This window comes from Saccharopolyspora rosea, assembly GCF_025643595.1.
Taxonomy (GTDB): Bacteria; Actinomycetota; Actinomycetes; order Mycobacteriales; family Pseudonocardiaceae; genus Saccharopolyspora; species Saccharopolyspora rosea.
This window is the reverse complement of sequence record NZ_CP102826.1, coordinates 3,347,082-3,361,506: the sequence shown is the minus strand read 5'-3', so window position 1 is coordinate 3,361,506 and position 14,425 is coordinate 3,347,082. Positions and strand designations below refer to the sequence as shown.

At 72.1% G+C, this 14,425-nt stretch carries 15 protein-coding genes; 6 read left to right on the top strand and 9 right to left on the bottom strand.

The features are described from left to right. Nucleotides 1-10 precede the first annotated feature (10 nt). Nucleotides 11-1,264, bottom strand: a complete 1,254-nt coding sequence (locus NV263_RS15635; protein WP_263247003.1) for a cytochrome P450 — start codon at nt 1,262-1,264, stop codon at nt 11-13. A gap of 170 nt (nt 1,265-1,434) precedes the next feature. Here NV263_RS15635 and NV263_RS15630 point away from each other — a divergent pair, with 170 nt between their 5' ends. Together NV263_RS15630 and NV263_RS15625 are read left to right on the top strand one after the other, a co-directional pair. Then, the gene (locus NV263_RS15630; RefSeq protein WP_263247002.1) at nt 1,435-2,184 is read left to right on the top strand and encodes an IclR family transcriptional regulator; all 750 of its coding nucleotides are present in this window, start codon (nt 1,435-1,437) and stop codon (nt 2,182-2,184) included. Between the two features lie 54 nt (nt 2,185-2,238). Continuing rightward, the gene (locus NV263_RS15625) at nt 2,239-3,012 is read left to right on the top strand and encodes a GAF domain-containing protein (protein ID WP_263247001.1); all 774 of its coding nucleotides are present in this window, start codon (nt 2,239-2,241) and stop codon (nt 3,010-3,012) included. Nucleotides 3,013-3,031: 19 nt separating this feature from the next. Here the strand turns inward: NV263_RS15625 and NV263_RS15620 are convergent, their stop codons facing one another. Then, nucleotides 3,032-3,463, bottom strand: a complete 432-nt coding sequence (locus NV263_RS15620; RefSeq protein ID WP_263247000.1) for a universal stress protein — start codon at nt 3,461-3,463, stop codon at nt 3,032-3,034. Nucleotides 3,464-3,475: 12 nt separating this feature from the next. Continuing rightward, nucleotides 3,476-4,309, bottom strand: a complete 834-nt coding sequence (locus NV263_RS15615) for an SDR family NAD(P)-dependent oxidoreductase (protein WP_263246999.1) — start codon at nt 4,307-4,309, stop codon at nt 3,476-3,478. Between the two features lie 264 nt (nt 4,310-4,573). On the opposite strand from NV263_RS15615, the gene NV263_RS15610 reads away from it, so the two are divergent. Then, nucleotides 4,574-5,728, top strand: a complete 1,155-nt coding sequence (locus tag NV263_RS15610; RefSeq protein WP_263246998.1) for a S8 family serine peptidase — start codon at nt 4,574-4,576, stop codon at nt 5,726-5,728. 24 nt (nt 5,729-5,752) lie between these two features. On the opposite strand, the gene NV263_RS15605 is transcribed toward NV263_RS15610, so the two are convergent. The 6 genes from NV263_RS15605 to paaI form a co-directional block, all read right to left on the bottom strand. Continuing rightward, entirely contained in the window at nt 5,753-6,082 is a 330-nt protein-coding gene (locus tag NV263_RS15605) for a hypothetical protein (protein WP_263246997.1), read from the bottom strand. A 90-nt stretch (nt 6,083-6,172) separates the two neighbouring features. Further along, entirely contained in the window at nt 6,173-7,135 is a 963-nt protein-coding gene (locus NV263_RS15600) for a phytoene/squalene synthase family protein (RefSeq protein WP_263246996.1), read from the bottom strand. A gap of 83 nt (nt 7,136-7,218) precedes the next feature. Continuing rightward, nucleotides 7,219-7,851, bottom strand: a complete 633-nt coding sequence (locus NV263_RS15595) for a hypothetical protein (protein WP_263246995.1) — start codon at nt 7,849-7,851, stop codon at nt 7,219-7,221. Nucleotides 7,852-8,418: 567 nt separating this feature from the next. Next, complete coding sequence (locus NV263_RS15590; RefSeq protein WP_263246994.1) at nt 8,419-9,081, bottom strand: TetR/AcrR family transcriptional regulator; 663 nt, start codon at nt 9,079-9,081, stop codon at nt 8,419-8,421. A gap of 26 nt (nt 9,082-9,107) precedes the next feature. After that, nucleotides 9,108-10,445 carry a phenylacetate--CoA ligase PaaK gene (gene paaK, locus NV263_RS15585; RefSeq protein WP_263246993.1) on the bottom strand — a complete coding sequence of 446 codons (1,338 nt, stop codon included), beginning with the start codon at nt 10,443-10,445 and terminating at the stop codon, nt 9,108-9,110. Further along, complete coding sequence (gene paaI / locus NV263_RS15580) at nt 10,442-10,828, bottom strand: hydroxyphenylacetyl-CoA thioesterase PaaI (RefSeq protein WP_263254213.1); 387 nt, start codon at nt 10,826-10,828, stop codon at nt 10,442-10,444. Before paaI ends, paaK begins: the two co-directional genes overlap by 4 nt. 286 nt (nt 10,829-11,114) lie before the next feature. Here paaI and paaZ point away from each other — a divergent pair, with 286 nt between their 5' ends. From paaZ to paaB, 3 genes are read left to right on the top strand one after another with little or no spacing between them, the layout of a single operon-like run. Next, complete coding sequence (gene paaZ / locus NV263_RS15575) at nt 11,115-13,154, top strand: phenylacetic acid degradation bifunctional protein PaaZ (RefSeq protein WP_263246992.1); 2,040 nt, start codon at nt 11,115-11,117, stop codon at nt 13,152-13,154. 2 nt (nt 13,155-13,156) lie between these two features. Beyond that, a complete protein-coding gene (paaA, locus tag NV263_RS15570) occupies nt 13,157-14,116 on the top strand; it encodes a 1,2-phenylacetyl-CoA epoxidase subunit PaaA (protein ID WP_263246991.1) in 960 nt (319 codons plus the stop codon). Beyond that, a complete protein-coding gene (gene paaB, locus NV263_RS15565) occupies nt 14,113-14,418 on the top strand; it encodes a 1,2-phenylacetyl-CoA epoxidase subunit PaaB (RefSeq protein ID WP_263246990.1) in 306 nt (101 codons plus the stop codon). Before paaA ends, paaB begins: the two co-directional genes overlap by 4 nt. The last annotated feature ends 7 nt before the right edge of the window (nt 14,419-14,425 follow it).

Here is a 14,425-nt window from a genome sequence, read left to right as displayed (position 1 = left end):
ACGGACCAGGTCAGCCGGGGACCGACGCGATCGGCAGGTGCTTGACGCCGTTGATGAAGTTCGACACCAGGTGCCGCACCGGACCGGTCACCCGCAGCTCGCGCATCCGCCACAGCGCCTCGGCGTAGAAGGCGCGCAACTGCAACCGCGCGAAGTGCGCGCCCAGGCAGACGTGCGGGCCGTCGCCGAACGCGAGGTGCGGGTTGGGGTTGCGCCGGATGTCGAACCGGTGCGGTGCGTCGAACCGCCGCTCGTCGAAGTGCGCCGAGCAGTGGAAGACCACGACCTTGTCCCCGGCGCGGATCCGCGCTCCGCCCAGCTCGGCGTCCCGCCTCGCGGTGCGGCGGAAGCTGAGCACCGGCGGGTGGTACCGCAGCGTCTCCTCGACCGCGCGGTCCAGCAGGTCCGGGTTGCGCAGCAGCAGCCGGTGCTGCGCGGGATGGCGGGCGAACGCGAGCATTCCGCCGGGCACGGCGCTGCGCACCGTGTCGTTGCCCGCCACCGAGAGCAGGAAGAAGGACATCCCCAGTTCGGCGTCGGTGAGCACCCGTCCGTCGACCTCGGCGGTCGCCAACGCCGTCATCACGTCGTCGGCGGGCACCCGCCGCTTGTGCTCGGCCAGCTGCCGGGCGTAGCCGAACATGTCGGCCAGCAGTGCGGGGGAGCGCGGGTTGACCGGACGCCCGCCCGCGTCGCGGACCACCTCGGCGTGCTCGGGATCCTGGTAGCCGATGATTTGGTTGGTCCACCCGAGCAGCATCCCGCGGTCGGACTCGGGAACCCCGAGCAGGTCGGCGAGGTTGCGCAGCGGGTAGTCGTCGGTGATCTCGACCAGATCGCACTCGCCGCGGTCGACCACGTCGTCGACCAGCCGCCGCGCCCGGGCGGCGACCTCGGCGCGGAACCGCTCGACGCGGCGCGGGGTGAACGCGCGGCTGACGATGCGGCGCAGCTTGCCGTGCTCGGGCGGGTCGAGGTTGAGCATCATCCGGCGCACGAACGGCAGGTCCTCCGGCGCGGGGTCGCGGATCTGGGTGGCTCCCAGCCACGAGGAGAACGCCCCCGGGTCCTTGAGCACCGCGACCACGTCGGCGTAGCGGGTGACGGCCCAGAACCCGGGTCCGGCGGGCCAGTCGCCGACCGCGTGCTCGGCCTGCCAGCTCACCGGCGCGTGCTCGCGCAGCCAGGCGAAGTCGGCGTGCGGCACCCCGGCGGCGTACCTGCGCGGGTCGAACACGTCGGGAACTCCGGTGGGCACTGCCATGTCGACTCCTGCCGCCGTCACCGCTGCGCCGACCACTGTCGGGCAGCCACCGCGCACTCGTCAACGCAATCCACAGTGGACACTACCGCCGGGATCGGTCCGGACGGGGTCGGCTACGATGAGGCGCTTGAACCGGTTCGGCGGTGCGCGACGGGGGAGGAGCACTGGCGGTGGCACGAGCGGTACCTGCCGTGGAACGGGCCTTCGACGTCCTGGAGCTGTTCCTGGACGCCGACGAGCTCAGCGCGCCGGAGATCACCGCGAAGCTCGGTCTGCCCCGCACCACGGTGCACGAACTCGTCGGCACCCTCGCCGAACGCGGCTACCTGATGTCCGCCGACCGCGGCCGGTTCCGCCTCGGCGTGCGCAGCTTCCAGCTCGGCGCGGCCTACGCCGACCGCCTCGACGTCGCCCGCGAGGGCCGGCACGTGGCCGAGCAGATCGCCGCACGCTGCCGGGAGACGGTGCACGTCGGCGTCCGCGACGGCACCGAGGTCCTGTACGTGGCCAAGGTGGACAGCAGCCACCCGGTGCGGATGGTCTCGGCCGTCGGCGCCCGCCTGCCCGCGCACTGCACGGCGGTCGGCAAGGTCCTGCTGGCGGCGCTGCCGCGCGCCGAGCTCGACGCGCTCTACGCCGACCGCCGGCTCACCGCGATGACCGCGAACAGCACCACCAACCGGCGCGCGCTGCGGCGCGAGCTCGACCGGATCGCCCGGGACGGAGTGGCCCGCGAGTACTGCGAATCCAACGAGGCGGTCGCCTGCGTGGCGGCCCCGGTGCGCGACCACACCGGCGCCGTCGTCGCCGCGCTGAGCATCTCGGTGCCGATCTTGCGCTGGAACGACGACGTCGAACGGGACCTGGCCGACCTCGTCCGGCACGGCGCAGCGGCGTTCTCCGAACGCCTCGGCGGCTGAGCACCGGGTTGGTCGGCCGCGACCACCGGGTACCTCCAGGACCGGGAGGGACCCATGGCCGCAGACCGGATGTGGGAGCAGGACCGGGAGTGGTTCGTCCAGCACTTCGGCGACCGCACCACGCGTGACACCTCGCGGGTGGCCGATGACCGCAGCCGGATCTGGTCGCCGCTGGCCCGCGACTTCGCCGACGTGGCCCGCGACCTGTTCGTGGGCCGCACCGTCGCCGACCTGCTGGACCGCGTCGCGGCCGCCACGACCGACGTGGTCACCGGCGCGGCCTTCGCCGCGGTGACGCTGCGCGGCCCGGACGGGACGCTGCACACCCCGGCGGCCACCGACCCCCGAGCGGCGACCCTCGACCGGATCCAGCAGGGCTGCGCGGACGGGCCGCTGCGCCGGGCGACTTCGCCGTCGGGCACCGGCATGGCCGGCAGTCCCGACCTCACCAAGGACCAGCAGTGGCCGGAGTTCTCCCCGCTCGCGGTCGCCCACGGCGTGCGCGGCGTCCTCGCGGCGGGGCTGTTCCCACCGGGCCGCCGGCGCGGTGCTCTCACCGCGTACACGACCGAACCCCGCGGCCTGGCCGCGGCCGATCCGGACGTGCTGCTGGTGCTCGGTTCCTTCGCGGTGACCGCGCTGAGCGCCACCGAGGCGGTCACCGCCGAGGACCTCGCCGACGTCGTCGTCACCGGGCCGCTGCGCACCAACGACGCGATCTGCCGGGCGGCCGAGGTGCTGCTGGACAAGCGGCGGCTGAGCGCGGAGGACGCCTACGACGTGCTGTCCCGCGCCGCGCGCGACCTGGTCGAGGCATGGTGGACCTGACCCCGGCCGGCAGTGGCGATCAGCCGCGCACGATGACCACCGGGCACGTGGCGTGCGCGGCGCAGCGCTGGCTCACCGACCCCAGCAGCGCCCCGTAGAAGCTGCCGTGGCCGCGACTGCCGACCACGAGCAGCTCGGCTCCTTCCGAGGCGTCCAGGAGCGCCTGCGCCGCGTGCCCGTGGGTGAGCTGCCGTTCGATGGTCACCGGCGGGAGCCCGTCGTCTCGCTCGATCTCGTCGACGGTGTCGTCCAGGCTCTTGCGCGCCGACTCCTCGAACTCGTCGGGCGGCATCGGACCGCCCTCCCAGCTGTAGAAGGCGGGGAACTCCCAGGCGACCACGGCCTGCACGACGGCCCCGACCAGCGCAGCCTGCCGGGCCGCCCAGCGCAGTGCGCACTTCGACGGTGCCGAGCCGTCGACCCCGACGACGATCCTGCGGTACCCGTCCACCGAAGCCTCCTCTCAGCCGCGCGCCTGCTCGATGAGCTTGTCGGACAGCTCCCGCAACCGGGCGCGGGCCTGCGGGTCGTACGCCTGGTCCAGCGCACGCGACTCGCGGCGGCCGTGGAAGTACCGCCCGGTCACCTCCGCCAGGGCCGGGTCGGTGATCAACCGCAGCAGCGCCGCGACCCCTTCCTCGACGGTGCTCACCGGTGTCACGCCCGCCTCCCGCACCATCGCGGTGTTCATGTAGGTCGCGGGGTGCACCGCGTTCACCGTGACGCCATGGTCCCGGAGTTCCTCGGCGAGGTCGATGGTGAACATCACCTGGGCGAGCTTGGACTGCGCGTACGCGCGCATGCCCAGGTAGTGGTCGTGCACCATCGGGTCGTCGAAGTTGATCGGGTGCTGCCCCGCCGAGGCCACGTTGACCACCCGGGACGGCGCGGAGGAGATCAGCAGCGACCGCAGCAGCCGGGTCAGGCGGTAGCCCGCCAGGTAGTTGACCGCGAACCGCAGCTCGATGCCGTCCGCGCTCTCCTCCCGCTCCCCACCGGGCGGCCCCGACCCGATCCCGGCGTTGTTGACCAGCACGTCGAGCCGCTCGCAGTGCCGCCGGACCTCGTCGGCCAGGCCCTCCACCTGCCGCAGTTCGGCGAGGTCGGCGACGAACGGGTCCAGCCGGTCCGACCCGGTCGCCGCGGCGATCTCGTCCCGCAGGGCCTCAAGATGCGGCGCGCTGCGCCCGTGCAGCAGGACGTGCGCGCCGGACTCGGCGAGGCGGTGCGCGAGCGCGCGCCCCAGGCCGCCGGTCGCGCCGGTGACCAGAACCGTCTGGTGGTGGGAAGACTGCACGGCCACTCCGTCGTCGACTCGTCGCGGTGATTACGACCAGTGTGCGCCATCGGCGCGGCGGCTTGCCGCAGCACCGGCCATCTCGCTCCGCAGCGGTACCTCGAAAGTGTTGTGTCGCAGGAAATCCCGGATGGAACCCGGACGGAACGCCACGGAAGACACCGCGACTTACCCGTCCGGGTGCTTGTCACGGAGTGTAACGCGAGATACACCTGTGGTCGGTGGGGCACCCGCCCGCCGAAACCGTGCCGAGGAGCCCGAATCATGACTTCCACCGAGGCAACCGGACGTTACCTGGTTCTGCTGGAGGACAATGCGACGATCATCGGATCCCGCGAGCTGACGCGCATCGCGGGCATCCGCTGCGCCAGCACCGCGGACGCCGCGGGTGCCTCCCCAGCCGAGATGTTCGGCGCGGCCGACGGGGTCGTGCTCCACGAGCTCGGCGTCGCGCTGGTCACCGCCGGACCGGACCAGGTGACCGCGTTGCAGCAGGCCGTCGGGCAGTCCGGTCCGATCGCCGCGTTCGAGCAGGAACGCACCGTCTTCGCCATCGGCGAGCCCGCCGCGGCCGACGGCGAGTTCACCTGGGGTCTGCAGGCGGTGCGCGCCGATCGCAGCGCGCCCACCGGGCAGGGAGTCCGGGTCGCCGTGCTCGACACCGGCCTGGACGTGCAGCACCCGGACTTCGCCGGGCGGGACATCGTCACGGGGACGTTCGTGCCGGGCCAGTTCCACGACGGCCACGGCCACGGCACGCACGTGACCGGCACGTCGTGCGGCCCCCGCACCTCGCAGGCCGGACCGGGCTACGGAATCGCCTCGCAGGCCAGCATCTACTCGGGCAAGGTGCTCGGGGACGACGGGTCCGGATCGGACAGCGGCATCCTGTCCGGCATCCAGTGGGCGATCGCCAACGGTTGCTCGGTGGTGTCGATGTCGCTCGGCGCCCCGACCCAGCCGGGCCAGCCGTTCTCCGACGCCTTCGAGCGGGTCGCGCAGCGCGCCATGCAGCGCGGCACGCTGATCATCGCGGCGTCGGGCAACGAGAGCCAGCGCTCGGCCGGGGTGGTCGCACCCGTCGGGCACCCGGCGAACTGTCCGTCGATCATGGCCGTCGGGGCGGTCGACTCGCAGCTGCAGGTCGCCGACTTCTCCAGCGGCACGGTCGACCAGATCGGGCAGGTCGACGTGGTCGGACCCGGCGTGGACGTGTACTCGAGCTGGCCCGGCCCGGAGCGCTACCGCAAGCTCAGCGGCACGAGCATGGCCACGCCGCACGTCTCCGGCGTCGCGGCGCTGTACGCCCAGCAGTTCCAGGTCCGCTCCTGGGACCTGTGGGCGCGGCTGAGCGCGACCGCCCGGCGGCTGCCGCTGCTGTCGACCGACGTGGGTTCGGGCGTGGTCCAGGCGCCGTGAGAACTCCGGAGGTCGCCGCGCGGGTCAGGCACCGTCCTCGATGGCCTGCGCGGCGACCTTCGTGCAGTTGCCGAGGTCCTCGGCAGCCGCGGCCGCCTGGTCCAGCGCGATGTGCACCGCGGACGGTTCGACGAGGCCGGGCGCGTCGTACTCGTTGGAGAGCATGTCCAGCTGCCGGGCCAGCCGCGCACCGGCGGCGGTCACCACGAGCAGCGCGTCCCGCGCCGCCGCCAGTTCCTCCGGAGCAGTCGTCAGTCGTGCCGAGCTGCGCTCCAGCCGCCGCCCGGCCTGGGCGATCACCTCGGCGGTAGCGCTGACCTCGTGCCAGCGCGAGGACGGTTTCCGGCTGCCCATCTGCTTTCCCAGCTCCCCACCGCACCCTGTGCGTCGGCCTGCGGACCACTCCTGCGGTCCCGCACATCGCATACCCGGTCGGTACCGGGGTCACACGCCCGAGTGGCGTGCGCCATGGCGGACCCGGGCGGCGAGGGCGGAGCCGAGCGCGGCGGCGGCCACGCCCACCCGTCGCGCACCGGGAACCGCGACCCGGCGGCGGAAGACGTCGTAGCCGGACTCGACGATCCGGTCGAGGATCTCCCCGTAGAGCGTGCGGGCGGTCGCCACGCACGGACGCGACACCGGGGACAGCAGTGCGATGCCCGGTTCGGCCTCGCGGTACACCGCGCGCGTGCGGGAAACCTGGTCGGCCAGCGCGCTGCGCACGCGGTGGTCGGCACGGCCGGTGCGACGGCACCAGGCCAGCCGGTCGCGGTCCACCCCGAACACGGCGAGTTCGTCGGCGGGCAGGTACACGCGGTCGCGGTCGAGGTCCTCGCCGACGTCGCGCAGGAAGTTGGTCAGCTGGAACGCGCAGCCCAGCGCCGCCGCGTACGGAGCGGCCTCGGTCGCCGGGCCGACCGTGCCGAGGACCGGCAGCACTTGCAGCCCGATCACGGCGGCAGATCCGTGGACGTAGCGGTCCAGCGACGCGCGCGTGGGGTAGTCGCGCACGCTGAGGTCCATCCGCATCGACGTCATGAAGTCGCCGAACAACCGGTGGTCGAGGCCGTGCCGGGTGACGGTGTCGACCAGCGCGGCCAGGATCGGGTGGTCGCTGTGCCCGGTCGCCAGCGCGGTCCGCAGTCGCTGGTCGAGCCGCTCCAGCGCCTCCTGCTTGTCTGCGGTGGACCAGTCGTCCACGATGTCGTCGACCCACCGCGCGAAGCCGTACAGGGCGTGCACCGCGGGCCGCTGCGCCGGGGTCAGCAGGCGGGTCGCCAGGAAGTAGGTGCGCCCGTGCGCGGCGTTGAGCTCGCGGCACATCCGGTACGCGCTGCGCAGGTCCGGGCGCCGGATGCCCGCGGCGTCGAGCTCGCGGTGGATCCTCAGCCCGGTCCCGGTGTGCATAGCCGAATCTCAGCACACCGGGTGCGGGGTCGTGCGCAGGGACGTCGTCACGGTGAACCCGGTCACGTGGTCCACAGTGGACATCAGGTCACGCCGGCCTCCTGCATCGCCTCGTCCAGCCCGTCGAGCAGGACGACGCCGAGGGTGTTGGCCACCGTGCCCGTGGTCAGCGTGGCGCGCAGTCCCCGGGCGAGCAGTCGGACCCGGCGCGGATCCGGCCGCTCCTGCTGGGTCGCCTCGCACAGCTCCTGCGCGGTCCGTTCGATCTCGACGGTCTCGCCGTAACGGGCGTGCACCGTGGGAAGGGTGAGCAGCACGACGCGCGCCACCCGGGCGAGTCCGGCGAAACTCGGCGTGTCGGCGATCACCGGCTCGGCGCCGGTCTGTGCGGGCACCTCCGGGTCGTCGAGCACCGCGACCGCCCGGGAGCTGCGCGCCCAGGCGTTGACGTCGCCTCCGTGGTGTCCGGCGCAGATCAGCCCGGAGCCGGTGAGCCCGGCCCGCGTCGGGACTCCCCGCGACTCCGCGTCGCTGGTGGCGATCAGCTCGTGCTCGCGCAGCGTGCGCACCACCTCGCCGAGTTCCTCCCAGGTCGGAGGCGGGGACAGCGCGGAAGCCCGTGCGCTGTCGAAGAAACCGGCGACTTCCGGGCGGAAGTGGTTGTCCTCGTAGAGGTAGCGGAGGAAGGCACGGGCGATGGGTTCCTGACGTGACACGATCGCCTCCAAGATCGGCCCGTTTCGATGCGTTGCGAGCGCCGGGCGGAACGTCGCCGATCGCCGCGAGGTGGTGCGCGGTCACCGGCTCGTCCGGTCGGTGCTCGGCACCGACCGGGTCTCACCCCAGTCGCCGGTGATGTCGGATGCTCCTGCGAGCGGTGGTCGTCCCCAGGTTTCAGAGTGTTCCGCCGGTGCGACCGCTGTTCGGCGGCGGTCACACCGCAGGAGCGTAAGCGGGCCGCAGGTGAGATCGCAGGGGGCTTTTGTCACCCACACGATGAGGATTCCGCCGGTACAGCCCGAGTTGTCGGCGATTTCGTCAAGATTCCCGGCGGAGTGGACGACGCCCAGGGCTTGCTGGGGGTCCAAGCCCTGGGCGTCCTTCGCCGCACGAGGGGGTGGTGCGGCGGCCCGACGACCTTAACAGTGTTAGTTGAACGGTCACCAAGGGGGCCGCCGACCGCATCCCACATCCCCGGTGCGGCCGGCGGCGCTACCGCGCGCGCAATCCCCTCTGCGTTCCGCGCGCGGGTGGGCGCTCCAGACCGCCCACGCGAGGGGGACTCACGTGGACGCCGTCGATGACGCGGAATCGTGAGAATTCTCGACCGGGCCCGAGCGCGGGCCGGCCCGCAGTCCGTCGAAGGCGATCTTGGTGACCGCGTCGGCGACCTCCTCGGCCCGCAACCCGCGGGTCGGCCGGTACCACTCGATGATCGAGTTCACCATGCCGAACAGCAGCCTGCTGGTCAGCGCCGGGTCGACGTCCGGGCGGATGCTGCCCTCGGCCTCGGCCTGGGCGACGAGGTCGCTGACGATGCGGTCGAATTCCCGGCGCCGGGCCAGCGCCTGGCGCTCCACGCGGGTGTTGCCGCGCACCCGCAGCAGCAGGGTGACGAACGGCAGCTCACCGACCAGGACCTCGACCGAGCGGCGCACGACGTGCTCAAGCCGGTCGATGGCGCTGCCGGTGCGCGACGGCTCCTCCTCGACGACGGCGAACAGCGCGTCCATCGCCCGGTTCACGCCCAGCCGCAGCAGCTCGTCCTTGCCCGAGACGTGGTGGTAGATCGCGGACTTGGTGATGCCCAGGCGGTGCGAGAGGTCCTCCATGCTGGTGCCCTCGTACCCGCGTTCGTTGAACACCCGCACCGAGACGTCCAGCAGCCGCCCGAGGTCGTAACCCGGCCTGCCTCGGCGATTCCCTCGTCCCGCGTTGCCCTGCATGGGTCCGGAGTATCGCAGTCGATCGATCAGCGGTCGCGCCGGTCCACGATGCGGCGCAGCTTGCCGACCGAGCGTTCCAGGGTATCCGGGTCCACCACGGTCACCTCGGCGGTGACGCCCACGGCGTCCTTGATCGCCCTGGTCAGCTCCGCCGCGGCCGGCTCGCGCCGCACGCCCGGGCAGTCGGCGCGGGCTTCGACGCGCACCGCCATCCGGTCCATCCGCCCCTCGCGGCTGAGCACCAGCTGGAAGTGCGGCGACATCCCGTCGGTGCGCAGCACCAGCTCCTCGATCTGCGTGGGATAGACGTTCACCCCGCGCAGGACGATCATGTCGTCGCTGCGGCCGGTGATCCGGTCCATCCGGCGCATCGGGCGCGCGGTGCCCGGCAGCAGCCGGGTCAGGTCGCGGGTGCGGTAGCGGATGATCGGCATCGCCTGCTTGGTCAGCGAGGTGAACACCAGCTCGCCCTCGGCGCCCTCGGGCAGCACCTCGCCGGTGATCGGGTCGATGATCTCCGGGTAGAAGTGGTCCTCCCAGATGTGCGGGCCGTCCTTGGTCTCGACGCACTCCATGGCCACACCAGGACCCATCACCTCGGACAGCCCGTAGATGTCGACCGCGTCGATGTCGAGCCGTTCCTCGATCTCCGCGCGCATCCCCTCGGTCCACGGCTCGGCGCCGAAGATCCCGATGCGCAGCGAGGTGCTGCGCGGGTCGATGCCCTGGCGCTCGAACTCGTCGACGAGGGTGAGCATGTAGGACGGCGTGACCATGATGATATCCGGCCGCAGGTCCTGGATCACCTGCACCTGGCGGGCGGTCATGCCACCGGAGGCCGGGATGACCGTGCACCCCAGCCGTTCCGCGCCGTAGTGCGCGCCCAGCCCGCCGGTGAACAGCCCGTAGCCGTAGGAGACGTGCACCTTGTGCCCGGGCCGCCCGCCCGCCGCGCGGATCGAGCGGGCCACGACCTGCGCCCAGACCTGCAGGTCGTGGTCGGTGTAGCCGACCACGGTCGGCTTGCCGGTGGTGCCGCTGGAGGCGTGCAGCCGGCGCACCTGCTCGGAGGGCACGGCGAACATCCCGAACGGGTAGTTGTCGCGCAGGTCCCGCTTGGTGGTGAACGGGAACGCCGCGAGGTCGGCGAGGCTCCGGCAGTCGTCCGGGTGCACCCCGGCCTCGTCGAACCGGCGGCGGTACGCCTCGACGTTGTCGTAGGCGCGGCGCAGCGTGCTCCGCAGGCGTTCCAGCTGCACCGCGGCGAGTTCGTCGGCGGAGAACCGCTCGGCGGGGTCGAGGTCGGCGGGCGGCGGTGCGGTGCCGAACCGGCGCGGGGTCGTCGGTCGCGCGGTGCCTGTCATGAGTCGGCTCCCTCGGCGTTTCTGAGCGTGCGGCTGTGGCCCCGGAACTCGGCGATCAGCTCGTCGCCGCGGTGCACCGAGACGTCGTAGATCCCGCTGCGGCCGTACCGCACCCGTTCCTCGGCGCGGGCGACGAGCACGTCGCCGCACCGGGCGGAGCGGACGAAGGTGATGTCCGCGCCGGCCGCCACGGTGGTCGGCCCGTGCCCGTTGCACGCGCAGGCGAACGCCGTGTCCGCGAGCAGGAAGATGTAGCCGCCGTGGGCGATGCCGTGCCCGTTGACCATCGCGTCGGTGATCCGCATCCGGGCGCGGGCGCCTCCGGGCGCGGTGTCGAGGAGTTCGATGCCCAGCGCCCGGGAGGCGCGGTCGTCGTCGAACATGACCCTGGCCGGGTCCCGCCGCGCTGCGGTTCCGGTGTCGTTCACAGCTCCACCGCCTCGTCCTGAACGAACAGTCGGTAATTAATCCAGTGCCGGTGGATGCTGTCAAGGGTGTACCAGGGCGGCGTTTTCTGAGTCGTTCCAGGGAGATTTTCATCTGGTCGTGTTCTGTTGCCGCAGCGCGTTCCGGTGCTAACGTAACCGAACGAACGGTCAGTAAATGAGTCGTGGTCGCGAGATCCGCGGTCGGGTCGACGGCCGAGATCCACTGAGGAGGTCGGGGTGCATGGCAGCCCTGCGCAGCTACGTCGGCGGTGAGTGGCGGGTGCCCTCGGACGAGGGGGCACCGCTGCACGACGCCGTGACCGGTGAGGAGGTCGCGCGGATCTCCTCGGCGGGGATCGACATGGCGGCCGCGCTCGACCACGGGCGCACGCGCGGCGGTCCGGCGCTGGCGGAACTGACCTTCCACCAGCGCGCGGCGCTGCTCAAGGCGCTCGCGTCGCACCTGCGCGAGCACCGCGAGGAGCTGTACGCGCTGTCGACGCGCACCGGGGCCACGAAGGGCGATTCCGCGTTCGACGTCGACGGCGGCATCGGGGTGCTGTTCGGGTACTCCAGCAAGGGGCGGCGCGAACTGCCCAACGACACGGTCTACGTCGACGGCGCGGTGGAGCCGCTCGGCAAGGGTGGCACGTTCGTCGGTCAGCACGTCTGCACCCCGTTGCAGGGCGTGGCGGTGCAGATCAACGCGTTCAACTTCCCGGTGTGGGGTCCGCTGGAGAAGTTCGCGCCGGCCTTCCTGGCCGGGATGCCCACCCTCGTCAAACCCGCCAGCCAGACCGCCTACCTCACGCACCGGCTGGTGGAGCTGATGATCGGCTCCGGCCTGCTGCCGGAGGGCGCGCTGCAGCTCGTCTGCGGCAGCGCGGGTGATCTGCTCGACCACGTCACCGACCAGGACGTGGTGTCGTTCACCGGGTCGGCGGCCACCGGTCGCCGGCTGCGCGCGCACCCGGCGGTGCTCGCCGGTTCGGTGCGGTTCAACGTCGAGGCGGACTCGCTGAACTGCTCGATCCTCGGCCCGGACGCCGAACCCGGCGGTGCGGAGTTCGAGCTGTTCGTCAAGCAGCTGGTCACCGAGATGACCGTCAAGGCGGGGCAGAAGTGCACCGCGATCCGCCGCGCACTGGTCCCGGCCCACCGCGTCGACGACGTGGTTGAGGCGGCGGTCCGGCGGCTGGAGCGCGTCACCGTCGGCAATCCGGCGTTGTCCGAGGTGCGGATGGGCGCGTTGGCCAGCCTGGAGCAGCGCGAGGAGGTCCGCCGCTCGCTGAAGTCCCTGCTGGAGGCCGGCACGCTGGTGCACGGCGACCCGGACCGGTTCGACCTGGTCGATGCCGATCCCGACCGCGGCGCGTTCCTGCCGCCGCTGCTGGTGCGCTGCGATGATCCGGACCGCCCGCAGCCCCACGAGGTGGAGGCGTTCGGGCCGGTCAGCACCGTGCTGCCCTACACCACGACCGAGCAGGCGATCGACCTGGCCCGCCGCGGCCAGGGCAGCCTGGCGGGATCCGTGGTCACCGCGGACCCGGCGTTCGCGCGCGAGGTGGTCCTCGGCACCGCGTCGCGCCACGGCCGCCTGCTGGTGCTCAACAGCGACAACGCGGGCGAGTCCACCGGGCACGGCTCGCCGCTGCCCGCGCTGGTGCACGGAGGTCCCGGCCGGGCCGGTGGCGGCGAGGAGATGGGCGGCATCCGCGGCGTCCTGCACCACATGCAGCGCACCGCGGTCCAGGCCGGTCCGGACGTGCTCAGCGCGATCACCGGGCAGTGGGTGCCGGGTTCCCGGCGCACCGTCACCGACGAGCACCCGTTCCGCAAGTACCTGGAGGACCTGCGCATCGGCGACACGGTGGTCGCGGGTCCGCGCACCGTGACCCTGGCGGACGTCGAGCACTTCGCCGAGTTCACCGGCGACACCTTCTACGCGCACACCGACGAGGAAGCCGCCCGGGCGAACCCGTTCTTCGACGGGCGCGTCGCGCACGGCTACCTGGTGGTGTCCTTCGCCGCGGGCCTGTTCGTCGACCCGGACCCGGGCCCGGTGCTGGCCAACTACGGACTGGAGAACCTGCGGTTCCTCACGCCGACCTATCCCGGCGACGAGCTCACCGTGACGATGACGGCCAAGCAGATCACCCCGCGCGTCAACGCCGCGCACGGCGAAGTCCGCTGGGACGTCGACGTCACCAACGCCGACGGCGAGTCGGTGGCCAAGTACGACGTGCTCACGCTGGTGGCCAAGCGGACGGAGGAGGGGTGACCATGACGTCCACAGTGGAACGTCCGCTCGGCGAGGAAGAGCTGCAGCGGCACTTCGACGACCGGATCGCCCACGACCAGCGGATCGAACCCCGCGACTGGATGCCCGAGGGCTATCGCAAGACGCTGGTGCGCCAGATCGCCCAGCACGCGCACTCCGAGATCATCGGCATGCAGCCGGAGGGCAACTGGCTGACCCGGGCGCCTAGCCTGCGGCGCAAGGCGATCCTGCTGGCCAAGGTGCAGGACGAGGCAGGCCACGGCCTGTACCTGTACTCGGCGGCCGAGACGCTCGGCGTGGACCGGTCCGAGCTGACCGAGAAGTTGCTGCAGCGCAAGCAGAAGTACTCGTCGATCTTCAACTACCCGACGCTGACGTTCGCCGACATCGGTGTGATCGGCTGGTTGGTGGACGGCGCGGCCATCTGCAACCAGGTTCCGCTGTGCCGCAGCTCCTACGGTCCGTACGCGCGCGCCATGGTGCGGATCTGCAAGGAGGAGTCGTTCCACCAGCGGCAGGGTTACGAACTCCTCATGACGATGATGCGGGGCACCGAGGAGCAGCAGCGGATGGTGCAGGACGCCACGGACCGCTGGTGGTGGCCGTCGCTGATGATGTTCGGCCCGCCGGACGGGGACTCGCCGAACACCCAGCAGTCGATGGCCTGGCGGATCAAACGGCACACCAACGACGAACTCCGGCAGAAGTTCGTGGACATGACGGTGCCGCAGGCCGAGGCGCTGGGCGTGGCGCTGCCCGACCCCGCGCTGCGCTGGAACGCCGAACGCGGTCACTACGACTTCGGCGAGCCCGACTGGACCGAGCTCAAGCAGGTCATCAGCGGCCGCGGTCCGTGCAACGAGCAGCGGATCGCGCGGCGACGCGCCGCGCACGAGGAAGGTCAGTGGGTGCGGGACGCCGCTGCGGCGCACGCCCGCAAGACGCGGGGGAGGACCTCATGACCGGCGACAACGGCGCGGCGAAGGCGGACTGGCCGCTGTTCGAGGTGTTCGTCCGCGGCAAGCGCGGGCTCAACCACGTGCACGTGGGGTCCCTGCACGCGGCGGACGAGGAGATGGCGTTGCACAACGCGCGCAACCTCTACACCCGCCGCAACGAGGGCGTGAGCATCTGGGTGGTGCGGGCGGACGCGATCACCGCGTCCAGCCCGGACGAGAAGGACCCGTTCTTCGCGCCCAGCGGAGACAAGGTGTACCGGCACCCGACCTTCTACCGCATCCCCGACGACGTTCCGCACATGTGAGGCCAGG